8 protein-coding genes are annotated in these 17,492 nt (G+C 59.9%); 3 read left to right on the top strand and 5 right to left on the bottom strand.

The features are described from left to right. Positions 1-60: 60 nt before the first annotated feature. On the bottom strand, positions 61-663 hold the full coding sequence (locus CD58_RS16770) for a TetR/AcrR family transcriptional regulator (RefSeq protein ID WP_025214157.1): 603 nt from the start codon (positions 661-663) through the stop codon (positions 61-63). 109 nt (positions 664-772) lie between these two features. Between CD58_RS16770 and CD58_RS16775 the strand changes: the two genes are divergently transcribed. Then, positions 773-1,780, top strand: coding sequence for an NAD(P)-dependent oxidoreductase (locus tag CD58_RS16775; protein WP_025214158.1), 1,008 nt, complete (start codon positions 773-775; stop codon positions 1,778-1,780). Between the two features lie 115 nt (positions 1,781-1,895). Here CD58_RS16775 and CD58_RS16780 read toward each other — a convergent pair whose 3' ends face one another. The 4 genes from CD58_RS16780 to CD58_RS16795 all read right to left on the bottom strand — a co-directional run bounded on the left by CD58_RS16780 (position 1,896) and on the right by CD58_RS16795 (position 6,760). Then, positions 1,896-3,119, bottom strand: coding sequence for an OprD family porin (locus tag CD58_RS16780; RefSeq protein WP_235195326.1), 1,224 nt, complete (start codon positions 3,117-3,119; stop codon positions 1,896-1,898). A 216-nt stretch (positions 3,120-3,335) separates the two neighbouring features. Continuing rightward, positions 3,336-4,265, bottom strand: a complete 930-nt coding sequence (locus CD58_RS16785) for a dihydrodipicolinate synthase family protein (RefSeq protein ID WP_025214160.1) — start codon at positions 4,263-4,265, stop codon at positions 3,336-3,338. A 133-nt stretch (positions 4,266-4,398) separates the two neighbouring features. Further along, positions 4,399-5,790 (bottom strand): MFS transporter, encoded by a 1,392-nt coding sequence (locus CD58_RS16790; RefSeq protein ID WP_025214161.1) that lies wholly within the window; start codon positions 5,788-5,790, stop codon positions 4,399-4,401. Positions 5,791-5,908: 118 nt separating this feature from the next. Beyond that, positions 5,909-6,760 carry an IclR family transcriptional regulator gene (locus tag CD58_RS16795; RefSeq protein ID WP_025214162.1) on the bottom strand — a complete coding sequence of 284 codons (852 nt, stop codon included), beginning with the start codon at positions 6,758-6,760 and terminating at the stop codon, positions 5,909-5,911. Positions 6,761-7,192: 432 nt separating this feature from the next. On the opposite strand from CD58_RS16795, the gene CD58_RS16800 reads away from it, so the two are divergent. Together CD58_RS16800 and CD58_RS16805 are read left to right on the top strand one after the other, a co-directional pair. Continuing rightward, positions 7,193-7,690, top strand: a complete 498-nt coding sequence (locus tag CD58_RS16800; protein ID WP_025214163.1) for a DoxX family protein — start codon at positions 7,193-7,195, stop codon at positions 7,688-7,690. Between the two features lie 498 nt (positions 7,691-8,188). Next, positions 8,189-17,452 (top strand): Ig-like domain-containing protein, encoded by a 9,264-nt coding sequence (locus tag CD58_RS16805; RefSeq protein ID WP_144238582.1) that lies wholly within the window; start codon positions 8,189-8,191, stop codon positions 17,450-17,452. Positions 17,453-17,492 lie beyond the last annotated feature (40 nt).

The raw sequence follows: 17,492 nt of genomic DNA on the forward strand, positions 1-17,492 counted from the left end.
CTTCACGAATCGGCCACTGACAGCCGATAGCTCGCCCCGCTCCTTCATCGTGTTCCAGCCTCAGTCGTCCTGTAGCACGCCCCGGATCAGCGAAGCGAAAGCTTCAATCACCGCCTCCTCGCCATAACGCCCCCGTACCAACGCCCCCGCAAGCGCTTCCCCCGCGCCGACCAGGCCAGTACAGCATCGCTCGAGCGCTTCCCCTGAGCAGGTCGCGTGAGGCTCGAGCACGGCCACGAACATTTGCACGCAGTTATCCAGAAGCTCCTGGAAAACCGCCGCCTTCTCCTCGCTGCCTGCCAGGGCGGCGCCCACTGCATGGAACTCGTCGGTGTTGTCTGCCGCGCATTGGATGTAGGCACTGGCCAGGACTTGGGCCGTCTCCTCCACACTCCTTACAGCCGTGGACATCGCGTCGCGGAAAGCGTTGACCCGCTCGGTATCGATCCACTTATAGAGCTCGATCAACAGGCTCGACCGGGTGCCGAAATGATCGTAGACAACCGGTTTGGATACTCCTGCGCGAACGGCCAGATGACCCAACGTCAGCCGATCGGCGTTTTCCTCACGCACGATCAGTAACGCGGTATCCAGCAATTGTTGTCGCCGTTCGGCTTTCGAAAGCCGGCGCGCAGCTGTATTAGAGACGGCGTCTTTTTGCACTTTGTCGTTTCCAGATAAAAAACCTACCAATGGTAGGTTGAAAGGTGTGAAGTCGTGCTAGGGTACCTACCAATAGTAGGTTAAACCCAAGCAAGAAGGAGAATATACGATGTCACTTAATCCTATCCTTTTAATGGGCGGATCTGGCGCTATCGGCCACCACACTGCCCGTGCGCTGCGCGCAGCCCATCCCGACGTGCCGCTGCTGATCGGCGGACGCGACCTTGGCAAGGCTCAGCGGGCCGCAGAGCAAATCGGCGGTGCGCAGGGCGTGTTGATCGATCCCACGGCAGAAGATCTGGGCCTTGGAAATCGTTCGGTCAGCGGTGTGGCAGTCTTCTATATGGACCATGCCCTTGCCGGACTCCGTTACGCCCAAAAGCGCGGCGTGCCACACCTCAGCATCTCATCGGGGGTTTTCGAGATCGCGCCGGAAATCGCGACCTACATGCACTCTCCCGGAGCCTCGGCCATCGTCCTCGGTTATGAATGGCTGGTCGGCGCAACAACCGTATCGACGCTGGACATTGCCAAGGCATTCGGCCGGATCGACGATATCAGCCTCAACGCGTTGGTCGATGAACAGGACACCGGGGGTCCCACCGTCGCCACCGACTTCGAACACCTGAACAGAATGCTGCCCGCCGCGTTGACACGGCGCGATGGCGTGTACGTCTGGCGCGAAGGTGAGGATTCCAAGGTCAGCTTCCGTGCGCTGGATGGTACTGAAATCGAAGCTTCCGGCTTCTCGTCCATTGACGTCGTCGGCCTGGCGGCTGCAACGGGTGCGCCCAGTGTCCAGTTCAACTTGGCCATCGGGGTGAGTTCGACCCGACGCGAAGGTAAGCCGATGTCTACCGAGATCATTATCGAACTCAGGGGCGAGGACCTTAACGGCGAACCGCTGCGCACACGTCATGCCGTCGTCCACCCGAGAGGTGCGGCACCACTGACTGGCCTCAGCGTCGCCATGAACCTGGAACGACTGCTCGGGCTGGACGGTCGCCCCGCCACTCCGCCAGGCCTCTACTTTCCTTATCAACTGCTGGACGCCGCCACATATCTGGAGCGCTTGAAGCAAGAGGGAGGTGAGTTGCGCGAGCTGCAGGTGCAATGAATGACCAAGCACTTGGCTATCGCCAGGTGATGCCACATATAGGAATTGGTCGACAGCTGTCATTTTTCCTGACAGTCCGCTGCCCGGAATGATAGCCGTCGACCACTATCAATCTTTATAGAAACCCAATCGGATAACTGACAATCAACCGATTCTCATCGTAATCGGAACTGTTGAACCCTCGACGCACGCTCGCATTTCGCCAGCGCAAAGCCAGATTCTTCAGGCTGCCGCTCTGGACCACATACCCCAGCTCGGACTCGCGCACCCATTCCGAGCCATCCTGGACGTTTTGCAACCGTACGCCGTCGCCGTGGACATAGCGGGTCATCAACGACAATCCTGGTACGCCATAACCCGCGAAATCCAAGTCGTAGCGTAGCTGCCAGGATCGCTCCCGTGGGTTGTCGAAGGCATGGTTGAAGGTGTTGTTCGCCAGGTAGATACCGCCGGTACCGGCGATTCTCATCCAGCCCGTTTCACCGCTGACCTGCTGCAAACCCAGGCTGAATGTGTGCTGATAGATGCCCAGGCCGACCAGCAACGATGCCGTACGGTTATCCAGACGTCCGGCCTTGGCGGCGCCGTCGTCCTTGCCCCAGAAATACCCCAGGTTGGTGTTCAATGCGACGGCCGGGGACAAGGACCAGCGCTGGTTCAGGCCGACATAATGCTGCTGGTAGATATCCTCCAACTGGCCGCTCCATAAACGAACGGTGGTGTTTTTCGAGGCTGAACGGTAGTCGGCGCCCAAGTAGTTGAACCCATCGCTGCGAGCACTGCCGAACGCGAGGTCTTCCATGGAGGAATCATTGCGCAGGCTGGTTTTGTTGAGCTGCCCGGCGAACAGCGTCCAGTTTTTCACGTCCTGGGACGACAACTGCGTACCTTCGAAGGTTTGTGGCAGTGCGCGGAAGTCATCGGCGGTAACGATGGGGAGATTGGGCATCCATTCACCTGCCTTCAACTCCGTAGCGGAGATTCTCGCCTTGAGGGCAACGCCTAGCCGGCCGAAGCTGCTGGCCGGTTCCCCGTCGCCATCCTTGGGCAATAACAACGCGCCGTAACGCCCCGCGCCGCCGTCCAGCTTGACCGCGTACTTGCCCAGGATATCGGCACCGAACCCGACAGCGCCGGAGGTAAAACCTGATCGAAGATCGAAAATGAAGCTTTGTGTCCACTCCCGCGCATGGTCTTGTGCGGCATCAGGCGCGGTGAAATGGCGTTCGAAGAAGAAGTTCCGGAGGGTCACCGTGGCTTTGCTATCGTCAACCAGCCCCTCGGCGAACAAGCGAGGCGACGACAGCGCGACACACAATAGAATGCCCGCGAAACGCAGTGTGAGTGTTTTCAAGACCGTGATTCCCCTGTTGTTGTTATTGAAGGGCACAAGCGGTCCGCTCCCGGGCCAGACGAATCACCGAATCGTTGGCGGGACGGAATTGATCGAAGGTTGCAGCGGTTATCTCAATGGGTGGGCCAAAAGGGTCCCGAGAACACGAGACCCTGTGCGGCTAGAACAATGGGAGGGGCACACCGTCCCCTCCTTCCTGGGTCAGATCAGGCCGGCGGAGCGCAAGGCGTCGGCGATTTCGCGGTCAGCGCCTTCAGCCAGTGGAAGCAACGGCGAGCGCACGGTGGCATGCTCCAGAATGCCGCGCGCCACCAGGCCGTGCTTGAGCGCCACGGTGCCTTCCATATGCGAGCCACGGTGGTAGACGTTACGGGTAACGGGCAGCAGTTTGTCGTGAATGGCACGGGCCGCAGGATAATCCCGACGCTTGCCGGCGGCGATCAGTTCGATCAGGGGTTCGGGGGTCAGGCTGCCGTAGCCTACCAACGCCCCGTCCACGTCGAACATGGTGTGCAACAGGTATTCGTCATGGCAGGTGAGAATCTGCAGATCCGGGACTTCACGACGGACCACCGGGATCTCGGTGTCCCAACGGCGCATGTTACGCACACCGTTTTTCATGGCGAAAACGCCAGGCTGTTTAGCGATCTCCAGCTGAGTTTCCAAGTCGTAAGTGGCCTTGGTCACATCGGGATATTGAAACAGGATCAGTGGCAGGCCGCTGTGCTCGTAAATCGCGCGATAACGATCCTGGGCCGCGCCTTTCTGATAGCCGAAGCGCAGCCAGCCGTGGGAAGGATAAACCAGGCCCGCACTGGCACCTGCGTCGACGGCCCGCTGGGCTTCTTCGGCGGCCACTTGGGTGCCTTCGCCGGTGATGCCGGCGATGATCGGGATCCGCCCGCCGACCGACTCCTTGAAGCTCTGGATCACCGAGGCTTGCTCGGCCTGGGTCAGGAAGGTGCCCTCGCCCGCATGACCCAGCACCACCAAGCCTTTGACACCCTCGAAGCTGCCCAGCCAGGAACCCAGTTTCTGAATAGCGTCATGATCGACCTTGCCATCACGGGTGAACGGAGTGACCGGCGCTGGTACCAGGCCTTTGAGATCGATTGTGTTCTTAGTGCTCATGTTATTTCCTCTGTTTACTCAGTGTCCGCAACTGACGCGTGCAGGAACGCAAGCCATATAAACAACTATCGCTTGGGGTTTATTGAAATTTAACGGTGCAACGGATTAATCAGAGATCTCGCGTATCTTTATATCAAGGTGAAAGTTCCTCCAGTATTCGGCCCTTGGTTTCAATGGCAAACAATGCAGTGATACAGCCGGTGAGGATTAATATCACTGCAAATATTCCAAATACGTAATGCACGCCAACTTGGGATACCGTCATTCCCACAATCAACGGCCCCGTGGCCGACCCCAGGCGCAGCCAGGCACTGCCCAGGCCGGTCCCCAACGCACGCAGACGCGTGGGGTAAAGCTCTGCCGAATAGAGATAGAGCGAGAACGTCACGGTCTGTACCAGGGCGTACCCGAGACCGGCCAGCAGAAGAATCTGCAGGGGTGATGTCGCACCCGTCAGGGCCAGCACCGACAAGGGTATGGCGCCCAGGAACAAAGCCCCCATGTACCAGCGACGGCGCCCGAACCGGTCGATCAACAAAGCGCAGATGACCGCGGCGACCACCCCGGCGCCCGACGTGATGAAGCCATAGGCCAGACTGGTGTCGAGCGGCAGATTGAAATGTTGGCGATACAGCGTCGGCAACCAAGTGATTAGGCCATTGGCAACCATATAGGCCCCGAACCACATCGCCCAGATAACCATTGAGCGTTTGAAGTACATGCCATGGAACAGCTCTCGCCAGCCTTGAGCCCCGGCAGGCTTGGGTATTTGTGGTACTTCCACTGCGGGGGCGAGCTGTTTGCCGGATTTCAACACGCTACTTTCCAAGCGCGTCACAATGCGATCAGCCTCCTGGAGCCGGCCCTTTGACGCGAGCCAGCGCGGCGATTCAAAGAGAAAGAAACGCAGTGGAATCAAAATCACGGCCGGGACCAGACCCACCGCGAACATGGCCTTCCAGCCGTAGACCGGCACCAACAGGTACCCAATGATGCCCGCGCCGACCAGCCCGAGCAGAAACATGACCTCGTAGAGCAGGAAGAACTTGCCGCGCTTTTTCGAGCCGATCAATTCATTGACGTAAGCGCTGGCCACCGGCACCTCGCCCCCCGTGCCGATGCCCTGCAGGAAGCGGAACAGGATCATCGATCCCGCGCTCCAGGCGAACAGGCAGGCCACATCCATGGCAACGAATAGAAGAATGGTGAAGGTCAGCACCTTCATCCGACCGATGCGTTCAGCCAACCAGCCGAAGAACACAGCACCGAGCAATTGGCCGAGATAACCAAATGAAAGAATCATGCCGATTTGCGTCGCGGTCAGGTTCCACTCCTTGGCCAGCACCGGCATCGCATAGGCAATCGCGATAACGGTATAGCCATCGAAAAACGTGGCCGCACCAATAATGTTCCGGGCCCAGAAGACTTGTCGGGTAATCGGTAAACGTTCAAGTCTTGCACTGATATTTGCCTGGCTTTTCACCTCTTCAGCGACAGGCTCTATTTTTAAGTTCTGCATCAACATGGCACTTCCTTTATTATTTTCACATTGTCGGGGCGTGCAGGTGCGAACATCGTAAATACTTACAATGCTTAAACTCATGCGGACTTCAGTGTGAGTCCGCGTAACTCAATATGAATACCTAAACGTTGGAGCCAATACTTCCATTGGCTTCCAATGCCTTGCCGATAGACTTGGCCGCTTCCAGCGTAGAACCCAATGCCCGGCTTCTAAGTTCTTCCGCCGTACACCGGATAGAGGGGGCTGCGATACTGATCGCCCCGACGGGATGTCCGTCGATGTCCAGCACCGGTACCGCGAGAATTCTCAGGCCATCGGTGAACAGGGATTCGGTCAACACAAAGCCATCTTCACGAATTTGCCCCAACAACTCCAAAAGCGGACGCTCCATGGCATGCGGACGCATGCTGAAGGGCATCGTCGGGGTGAGCGCCTGCACTTTGTGGACCTGCTGCTCCGGCAGAAAAGCCAGAATCGACTGGCCTATCGCCGTCTGGGTCGCGGGCACAGTGGTGCCAATACGGATATCCACGCCCAACCGAGTGATACCTGCCCGCACCCGCTCCAGATACAGCACATCGGCGCCTTGCAGTACGGCGAAGCTGGCGGCCTCATTGGTTTCACTGACCAGTCCTCGAAGAATGGGCCGCACAATGCTGCGCAAGTCTGTGCGGGCAATGGCGTGAAAACCCAGGTCAAGCACCTTGAGCGTCAGCGCAAAACGTCGACTCTCCGGGATCCGGGACACGTAGCCCAAGTCCACCAGCGTATTGAGCATGCGAAAAGTGGTACCCGGATCGAGATCGGCAGTGACAGCGATCTGGCTCAGGGTCAACTCATCGTTCTCGGCGGTGAACGCCTCCAGCACACGAAAGCCTTTGGCCAGTGACTGGACGGTACTGCGGGCTTTCTTTTCATCCAGGTCCGAGGACAGTTCGGAATCGCCCGCTTCATGCCTTGATGTCTTGATCATTTTTTTTCGCTCTTTTTTGTTTTTTCGGATTGCGAAATAATTTTCTTTCAATTAGAGTATTATTTTGCGACGACCTTGTCCTATATCTATTAGGTCGTTTATTTTTATTTATTATTTATTTTAGTTATAAAAAATTATTTCATTCTTATTATTCAACCACTTAGCATCGACCAGTCTCCCCCTCTCTCCGCTTCCTCCCCGCCCGCCTCTCTACCTTCGCGCTTCCGACTTTTGCTGCACTCCTTTTTGGCCACTGCGCCGATTGTTCTCTCTCATTGAATTCACATGGCAACATCTGAAGATTTATCTCCTCGCCCCAAACAAGAAGAATGGCGCTCGAATAATCCGAGGCGCATCGACCCCGCACGCCATGCCGGGGTCGTTACAGAAGCCACATATCAGCACGTCAAGCAACCTTGCCAGGAACGACTCATGACCACTGAAAACAGATCGTCGCCGGGCTCCATTTTGGCCGCCGTGAGTACTTGGGGCGCCCGTTTCGAACCATATTTTTACACCCTGCTGCGAATCGCCTTCGCTGTCGTCCTTTTTACCCACGGATTGCCGAAGGTTCTGGGAACTGCCCATGGATCGATGGCCGACCCCATGACCGCGTCAATCAATCTCATCCAGAACGTGATGGGACTGCCCTTCGCCGCGCAGCTCGCCTTTCTGGTCATGCTCCTGGAGACGGCCGGCGCACTCATGCTGGCGATGGGGCTGGCCACGAGGCTGGTTGCCCTGCTCATCACCCTTCAAATGCTTGCAATAAGCTACGCCCTCGGACCGACATGGCCCTGGATAGACCGAGGCATTGAGTTTCCGGTACTGATGGGATTTCTTGCCCTCTACCTCGTCGCACGCGGAGGCGGCGCCTATTCATTGGACGCACGCTTAGGCAGGCGCCTGGGCGCGACGAGCCACTGCTGACGCCAGGAAGATGGCCAAGTGGACAATTGCAAGCAGTACTGGAACGTGCCAGGCATGACCCCAAGCTTGGTATTCAAGGCGCAATAAGGGGATCCGGTCGAATATTTAAGCTGGTCACCTCCGAAGTTCATAAGCATTGATAGCACAATGCAATCGCGGTATAACCCCCATCAGCCACGCTGCAGCACGCCCTCGCCATCAAGCGGCGTACGAGGGCCGCAACGAAGCTGCCACCTGGCTCTCCTGATCGACGAAAAAGAAGCTGGCTCGGCTCAAGGTTTTCCCCGTGGGACCGACATAGCGGCAGATCGCAGGCGCCCCGAGCGCCGCATACGAGCAAACGTTTGCATAGGGATAGGAAAACGCTGACGTAATAGAGGCTTGTCATCCGAGTCCTCTAGGGGGTTGCGCAGGACGCTTAGCACCTTGAAAGGGTCATACTTGATTAACGGCTGCCAGAAAAAAATCTAATAAGATCAACAAGCCAGGATCAAACCGGTGAAAAGCATCCACTCCCGTACCCATGCGTCCCCCGTGTCACGCAATAGGTTGTTCGCGCTCGAACAGCGGATGCTTTTTGACGGTGCGGCGGCTGTCATTGCCGATACCGCCGTCGTGCCGCGCAGCGGTGCCGAAGATGCTCATGTAGCGATCAGCGGCGTCAGTGTCAGCGATGACACCGCCACACAGCACATCACCTTGAATGCCAGCCACGGCACGTTGAGCCTGGCGAACACCAATGGCCTTACCGGGCTGACGGGCAACGGCGGCACAAGTATCAGCTTCAGCGGCTCCCTGGCGGACATCAACGCCGCCCTCAACGGTATGTCGTTCGCAGGCGACCAGAATTTCAATGGTGGTGCCTCGTTTACCCTGACCAGCGATGACGGCAGCAGTATCACCAGCAAGACCATCAGCATCAACATAACCCCCGTCAACGACGCACCTGCGATTACCGGCAGCGGCCCGGCGTTGCAAGTGGACGAAGGTGGCTCCGCGAGTTTCTCCGGGGCAATCAACACCGCAGACGGCAAAGGTTTCACCCAGGCCAACCTGGGTTTGAACGATGTCGATAACGTGCAGCAGCAAGTCATCGTCAAACTCACGTCATTAGCCAGTGACGGCACCTTGCTGCTCAACGGCAAGGAATTGGGCATCGGTTCGAGTTTTTCCATCGATCAGATCGCCAACCTGAGCTATCGCCACAACGGCGACCAGGTCACCGCCCCTGCCGGCCTCACCGACACCTTCACCATCACCATCGATGACGGTGCCGGTGGCGTCCTCCGCGACCAGGTCGTACAGATTCACATCAACCCAGTCGATCAGGCGCCCACATCGAGCGGCACGATCACCATTATCGAGGGTGAGCAGAACGTCAGCCTCACCGATAACGGCAACTTGATCACGCCCATTGGCACCCCACGCGGGTCCATTCAGATCAGCGATCCGGACCAGGCCCCTGGTGTCGATTTCAGCTATACGCTGGATTCCCTGCCGACCCATGGCACGCTGTTCTACAACGGTGTGGCGATTACCAATACCGGGTTCGTCATCAACGACCTGAGCAAGCTCACCTACAGTCACAACGGCAGCGAGCCCAGCGCAACGGGCACGACTGACAGCTTCAACCTCAAGGTCACCGACGACGGCGGCGGCACGAATGTTCCGAAAACCTCGACGCTGACCGTCAACCTGACTCTCCTGCCCAATAACGACGATCCGGTCCTGGACCACAGCATTACCCAGACCCTGGCCCCCGGCGAAATGACACGGGTAGTCACCAGCGGCATGTTACAGGTCACCGACACCGACTCTTTCTCGTCCAGCCTGAGTTACACGCTCACCGCGGTGCCCGACAGGAACATTGGGTATTTCACCCTCAACGGTGGCCTGCTGGTGGTCGGGTCGAAATTCACCCAGGCCGACGTCAATGCCGGCAACGTGGTCTACCACGTCCGCGCCTACACCGGTGCGGCGCGAACCGACAGCATGAGTTTCACAGTCAAGGACGGCGGCGTTCGCCTGTATCCAAGCTCACGGGATGGCGGCATCTACGACACCGACGCCGCCAACAGTACGTTGACGGTCAATACCTTCAACGTCAACGTGCCGCCCGAGACCGTGACCGTTCCTGGCCCGATCCCCGCCGATCCACCGTCCAATACCGCGCCCGTCGTCGGTGGCGACAAGGCCGCGACGCTTGATGAAGCCGGCACTTACACGCTGACCGCCGCCGACCTGAATACCAGTGACGATTTCACTGCGGCCGACGGGCTGACCTACCGCGTCCTTGTAACACCGGGCAGCGGCACCCTGCTGGTCAATGGTGTCGCCATCGGCGCCTTCGGCACGTTCACTCAAGCCGACGTGAACAACGGGCTTGTGACGTTCCAGCACAGCGGCGATGAACACTTCGTCGACAGCTTCCAGTTCTCGGTCTCCGACGGCACGTTGACCACCGTGACCGAGAACTTCAGCCTGAACATTGTGCCGAAGAACGACACGCCCACTGCCATCAACGATGGTCGGGTATTCACCGCCGAAGGCGGCACCGTCACCGTCACCGACCGCAATATCGTGGTCGCCGACCCGGACAGGCAAGGCGATGCCAGCGGCGGCACCCAATACGCCGCGACCAACGATGTGCTGCTGCAAGTCACCGTGCTGCCGCAGTTCGGTCATCTGACTTTGAACGGCGTGAACGTCACGTTGAACCAGACGATCACCACGGTGCAACTCGCTGCGGGCGATCTGAAATATGTCCATGATGGCAGCGAAAACTTCACCGACAGTTTTACCGTCGTACCGGTCGACGATCAGGGCGTAGCCATCGCGGCCGGCACCAATCAATCGAGTACCGGCGCGGTCCTGGTCGTACCGGTCACCATTTCACCGGTCAATGATGCGCCTGAGTTGAGCTCAAAATCCCAGTTGATCGATGGTGAGGCCGGCGCTATCCACGAAGGTCAAGCCGTCGTGATTGGTGGCTCCACCGGCTACGCCAATGGCGATGGCTCAGGGACCGTGAATGGCCCGGTGGCGGGTGCACACCTGGTCTATCGCGACGACGACAACTCGAGTGTGCAGCGGCAGTACCGACTCACCGTAATCCCGCAAAACGGCAACCTGCTGCTCAATGGCGGCGTGCTGGGGCTTGGCTCGGTGTTCACCCAGGCCGATCTGGACGCCGGCCGTGTCTCCTATCAGCACGACGGCAGCGAAACCAGCAACGACTCCTTCTCCTACATCGTCAGTGATGGTGATTTCAGCGCGAACGATAACGGCTCGTTTGCCCAGGGCGCTGCAGCCACTGCATCGACCTACAACATCGAAATCCTGCCGACCAACGACAAGCCAACGGTGACCGCCCCTGGCAGTCCCATCAACCTCGACAGCACCACCGCCACCCACAATCCGGTCGGTGGCTTCGTGGTGAGCGACCCGGATGACTTGGGCGGCAGCCCCAGCACACCGGATGCGGTGCAAGTCATCGTGCGCTTGACCCAGACTGACGGCACGGCCTTTACGGCGGGCGACTATGCGGGTGTGACCTTGTCGGTCGGCCTCGGCGGCGGCGCTACTCGCGATGGCGATAAAGACGGCAATGGCGATTACCTGGTGCTGCGCGGCACGCGCGCCGAGGTCAACGCGGCATTGGCGACCCTCAGCGCCAGCGTCAATGACCCCAGCAACGAAGATCATCAATACCGCATCCAGGTCGTCGTCGATGACCGCTTGCGTGACACCGGCGGCAACCTGATCGCCGGTGCCAATGGCGGCTTGGAAAACCAGGCGGCAGTCCCGGGTGGCAGCGGGCAACCCATATCCGCCGTGGAATTCGACGGCTATGCCGACAGTGTCGCCGGCACGGATCTCAACCTTGCCCAGGCCAGCGTGTTGATTCGCGTCTCCACCATCAATGGCGCGCCCAGCGTAGCCATTCCGGCTTCCGTGCAGATCAACGAAGACCGTCGAACTGCCATCAATGGCATCTCGGTGGTGGACACCGAGTCCACGGCGTTCGACATCCCTGTCTCTGTCACCGTCAGTGTTCCAGGGGGGCAAGGCGTGCTGGGGATCGCCGGCACCGGCGCACAAACGTCCATTACCCTGGCCTCAGGGCGTACCGTCACCATCAGCGGAGACAACAGCAACAGCGTGACGCTGGTCGGGCGCGCCGACGATATCCAGTCGCTGCTCAACGACGCCAGCAACGGCTTGACGTACACCAGTGCAACCAATGCCAACCATGACGTCAACGGCGTGGCGGCGGGCGATGTCACGCTCAGTCTGCGAATTGACGAAGGCGCCGCCGCCATCGGCGGTGACACGGGCAGCGGCAGCGTCGCCCCGGTGTCTCAGACAAGCCAACTAGCCATCACCCTGCAGGCAACGAACGACGCGCCTACGGTCACGGCAAGCGGTGGCAACCTGTCGATCGGCCAAGGGGGTGTAGCCGTAGCCGTGACCGGTTTCGCTGTCGCCGATCCGGACTACAGCGACGGCGGTGGCATTACCGCGCCCGCCGGTGAAACCAATTCACCCGAACAGGATTTCATCCAGGTCACCGTGCGTCTGACCAACGCCAGCAGCGTCCCACTGAACCAGGCGGCGTATGCCGACATCGTGCTCGGGTCGACCAGTTCACCGACCGAAGACCACACCACGTTCGAGGTCGATGACACCCACACCGGCACTGGCAACGCGCTGGTGATCCGTGGCACCCGGGCCAATGTCAACGCCTACCTCGCCGGGCTCCAGGTCACACTCAGTGGCAGCCTCGCCAACACAGACACAAGCTACAGGGTCCAAGTGATCGCCGATGATCGCGTGCGTGACGTGGCGACTGGGACGCTGGATCCTGCCGGCCTGGCCAACGGCGGCTTGAATCCGTCGGGCGCCGCAGTGGTGGGCGCGCCCACCACCGTGATCAATCCCTATGCTGCCTTGCCTGGCTCTCTGACGCTCAATATGGCGAGCAACACGCGCAACCTGTTCGTCTCCAGCATCAACAACCCGACCAACATTACCGCGGGTGATGTCACGGTCAAGGAAGGCTCGGCGACCCTGAACCTGACCGGCAGCGTGGGCGCGTTCTCGATCAGCGACCCGGATGCCAACGGCGCCAACACCTTCTCTGCAACCATTCACGTCAGCCAAGGCGTCATCTCTGCCGTGGGCGGCAGCGGCGGTACCGTTGGCGGACTTGGCAGCGATACGATCACGCTCACAGGTGCCACCCAAGCCCAGGTCAATGCACGCTTGCAAGCCTTGACCATCACCTATCCGACCGCTGCGGGCGCGCCGGCGGGAGCCGACTACACGGGCACCTTCACTGTAACGGTCACCGTCAACGATGGCGGCAGCATCGGTCAGCGCCCCGGTGCCCTGGGCGGCGACACCAACGATGCCAGCCAGAACCCCGGTGATTACGCTTACGCGGATGCCTCCAGCGCCCAGTTGATCACCACCCGCACGATCAATGTGACAGTGACCCCCGTCAATGACGCGCCGCTGGCCTCAGGGCTGAGCAATGTCCAGACAGTGACCAAAGGTGGCAGCCCTATCCGCCTGGACGGCGATGGCAACGTGACCGTCAGCGATACTGAGCTGGATGTGAGTCCGGGCAAATGGCTGGGCGCGACCCTGACCATCAGCCGTCAGGGCGCCAGCAATGCCAACGATGTCTTTGGTCTCTTCGACAGCGACACCAGCAATGACGCGGTCGGCGTCCAGGTCAATGGCAACGACCTGATCGTTGACGGCGTGACGGTCGGCACCCTCAGCAATGCCTCGGGCAGTTTGCAGGTCACCTTCAATGGCACTGCCGACCGCTCGGTAGTCGGCAAGGTCATGGGCGCGGTGACCTACAGCAACACCAACCCTTCGACGTCCGCCAGTGCCGACGTGCAAGTCGATTTCGTCCTCAATGACCAGAACCCGAACACCGCCGACAGTGGCACTGCCGGTAGCGGTCAGGACCAGGGGGCCGAAGGCCAGAAGAATACGACCCGTTCGATCACCGTCCACCTCAATACCGTACCGCTCGCCGCCGATGACGGTTTGCAAACCGTCCAGCAAGGGAACCCGGCCAGCGGCAACGTGCTGTCCAATGACACCGATCCGGAGGGCAATGTCCTCAGCGTGACGGGGTTCACCCTCAATGGCATCGCCGGCAGCTTCAACCCTGGCGACACCGCGACCCTTACCGGCGTCGGCACCTTCACCCTGAATGCCAACGGCAGCTACCTGTTCACGCCGCTGTCGACCTATCACGGCGATGTACCGGTGGTGACCTACAGCCTCAGCGATGGCACGGGCGGCACTGACAGCGCCGACTTGAGCATCCGCGTCAATGCACCGCCCGTGGCGGTGGATGACGGGCTGCAAACCATTCAACAGGGTGATCCAGCCAGCGGCAACGTGTTGCCCAACGACAGCGATCCGGAGGGCAATGCCCTCAGTGTCAGTGGATTCACCATCACTGGCGTCGCCGGTAGCTTCAACCCTGGCGATACCGCGACGATTACCGGTGTCGGCAGCCTCACCCTGAATGCCGACGGCAGCTACCTGTTCACGCCGCTGTCGACCTATCACGGCGATGTACCGGTGGTGACCTACAACCTCAGCGACGGTGTGGGCGGCACTGACAGCGCCAACCTGACTATCCGCGTCAACGCACCACCCGTGGCGGTGGATGACGGTCTGCACACCGTTCAGCAAGGTGATCCGGCCAGCGGCAATGTGTTGCCCAACGACAGCGACCCGGACGGCAATGCCCTCAGTGTCACGGGCTTCACCATCACTGGCGTCGCCGGCAGCTTCAACCCGGGCGACACCGCAACCCTTACCGGCGTCGGCACCCTCACCCTGAATGCCGATGGCAGCTATTTATTCACGCCGCTGTCGACCTATCACGGGAATGTGCCAGTGGTGACCTACAGCATCAGCGACGGTGTGGGCGGCACTGATAGCGCCGACTTGAGCATTCGCGTCAATGCGCCACCCGTGGCGGTGGATGACGGCCTGCAAACCATTCAACAGGGTGATCCAGCCAGCGGCAACGTGCTGCCCAACGACAGCGACCCGGTGGGCAATGCCCTCAGCGTCAGCGGATTTACCATCACTGGTGTCGCCGGTAGCTTCAATCCTGGCGACACCGCAACGATTACCGGCGTCGGCACCCTTACCCTGAATGCCGATGGCAGCTATTTATTCACCCCACTGTCGACCTATCACGGCGATGTACCGGTGGTGACTTACGGCCTCAGCGATGGCGCAGGCGGCACTGACAGCGCCAACCTGAGCATCCGCGTCAATGCACCGCCCGTGGCGGTGGATGACGGCCTGCAAACCGTTCAGCAAGGTGATCCGGCCAGCGGCAACGTGCTGCCCAACGACAGCGACCCGGATGGCAATGCCCTCAGTGTCACGGGTTTCACCGTCAATGGCGTTGCCGGTAGCTTCAGCCCTGGCGACACCGCAACGATTACCGGCGTCGGCACCCTCACCCTGAACGCCGATGGCAGCTACCTGTTCACGCCGCTGTCGACCTATCACGGCGATGTACCGGTGGTGACCTATGGCATCAGCGATGGCGTGGGCGGTACTGACAGCGCCGACTTGAGCATCCGTGTCAACGCGCCACCCGTGGCGGTGGATGATGGTCTGCAAACCGTTCAGCAAGGTCATCCGGCCAGCGGCAACGTGTTGCCCAATGACAGCGACCCGGATGGGAATGCCCTCAGTGTCAGCGGATTTACCATCAATGGCGTCAGCGGCAGCTTCAACCCTGGCGATACCGCGACGATTACCGGCGTCGGCAGCCTCACCCTGAATGCCGACGGCAGCTACCTGTTCACCCCGCTGTCGACCTATCACGGCGATGTGCCGGTGGTAACGTACGGCATCAGTGATGGCCTGGGGGGTACCGACAGCGCCACCTTGACCATCCGCGTCAACGCGCCACCCGTAGCGGTGGATGATGGCCTGCAAACCGTTCAGCAAGGTGATCCAGCCAGCGGCAATGTCTTGCCCAACGACAGCGACCCGGAGGGCAATGCCCTCAGTGTCACAGGCTTCACCATCACTGGCGTCGCCGGCAGTTTTAACGCTGGCGACACCGCGACCCTTGCCGGCGTCGGCACCCTCACCCTGAATGCCGATGGCAGCTACCTGTTCACGCCGCTGTCGACCTATCACGGGAATGTGCCGGTGGTGACCTACAGCATCAGCGACGGCGCGGGCGGCACTGACAGCGCCAACCTGACTATCCGCGTCAACGCGCCACCCGTGGCGGTGGATGATGGCCTGCAAACCGTTCAGCAAGGTGATCCGGCCAGCGGCAATGTCTTGCCCAACGACAGCGATCCGGAAGGCAATGCCCTCAGCGTCAGCGGGTATACCATCGCCGGCGTCAGCGGCAGCTTCAACCCTGGCGACACCGCGACGATTACCGGCGTCGGTACCCTCACCCTGAATGCCGACGGCAGCTACCTGTTCACCCCGTTGTCGACCTTCCACGGTGATCTACCGGTGGTGACCTACAGCCTCCGCGATGGCAAGGGCGGCACTGATAGCGCCGACCTGACGATCCGGGTCAACCCCAAGCCAATTGCCAACGACGACGGTGTCTTGCTGACGGACCGCGACACACCGATCCGGTCCATCAATGTGCTGGGCAACGACACCGATCCGAACGGCTCGCCACTCACCGTTACCCACGCCACAAGCCCGGACGGCAGCGTCTCGATCAACCCCGACGGCACTCTGGATTTCACCCCGGCAGCCGGTGTGACGGGAGATGTGCTCATTACCTACGTGATCAGTGACGGTCTCGGCGGCAGCGACACCGCCCAGGTTCGAATCCATATCAACGAGCCCCCCGTGGCGCTCAATGACGGTGTCCAGACCGGACTTCAAGGCGAGCCCATCAACGGCAGCGTGTTGGGCAACGACAGCGACCCAGAGAACGATACGATTCACATAGTCGACTTCACTATTAATGGGGTTACCGGCACCCATGCGGCCGGTAACAGCGTGGTGATCGCCGGCGTCGGTACCTTTACCCTGGCGCGCGACGGCAGCTATCGATTCGTGCCGAACACCAACTATCTTGGCGCGGTACCGACGATCAATTACCGGATAACCGACGATCATGGCGGCTTCTCCACGGCACAACTGCAGCTGCGCATCGATTCTTCGGTGTTACCGCAACCGCCGGCCTCCGGAATGACCCCAGATCAACACTTGCCACCGACAGGCGTGGACCGCTACGACTATCCGGACCGACACCTGGACCTGGCGAGTGTGCAGCGTTCGATGGTGCCCGGCTTGTTCGTCACGCTGCCAGTGATGGACTCCCAAGCCCAGACCCATGACCGACTCGACCCCCTTTTGTCAGGCTATAACGCTGCCATCAGCGGGCAAATGCAATCGGAGTCGATTGGCCTGGGGCTCGGCTTCGTTCCTGACCTGCACGTCACACTGGCGGTACAAAACTCGCAAGAAACCGTTGATGACCAAGAGCGGTCGCTCAAATTCAAGGACAGCGCATATTTCACCGGTGGCGACAGTTTGTTCGATGACTTCAACACCTGGGTACCCCGCGTCAACGAAGTTTCCGCCGATGACGTCGCCTCCCCTCTACCCAAGACCGCCGTTGCTTTCAGTGAGCAAGTGAAAAAGGCCGCCGCCGAGCGCCATCCTCATTTGTTCAGTGAAAACAAACCGTCACCCGCACCGCAAAGCAAAGGCTGAATCCACTTCTTCGCACCTTATGAAACGGTAATAAAATGCG

Origin of the sequence: Pseudomonas brassicacearum (assembly GCF_000585995.1) — a bacterium.
Classification (GTDB): domain Bacteria; phylum Pseudomonadota; class Gammaproteobacteria; order Pseudomonadales; family Pseudomonadaceae; genus Aquipseudomonas; species Aquipseudomonas brassicacearum_A.

Bases quoted from the DNA above. Each gene is read 5' to 3' on its own strand.
- CD58_RS16775 (WP_025214158.1), top strand. From the start codon at position 773: ATGTCACTTAATCCTATCCTTTTAATGGGCGGATCTGGCGCTATCGGC.
- CD58_RS16785 (WP_025214160.1), bottom strand. From the start codon at position 4,265: ATGAGCACTAAGAACACAATCGATCTCAAAGGCCTGGTACCAGCGCCG.
- CD58_RS16790 (WP_025214161.1), bottom strand. From the start codon at position 5,790: ATGTTGATGCAGAACTTAAAAATAGAGCCTGTCGCTGAAGAGGTGAAA.
- CD58_RS16795 (WP_025214162.1), bottom strand. From the start codon at position 6,760: ATGATCAAGACATCAAGGCATGAAGCGGGCGATTCCGAACTGTCCTCG.
- CD58_RS16800 (WP_025214163.1), top strand. From the start codon at position 7,193: ATGACCACTGAAAACAGATCGTCGCCGGGCTCCATTTTGGCCGCCGTG.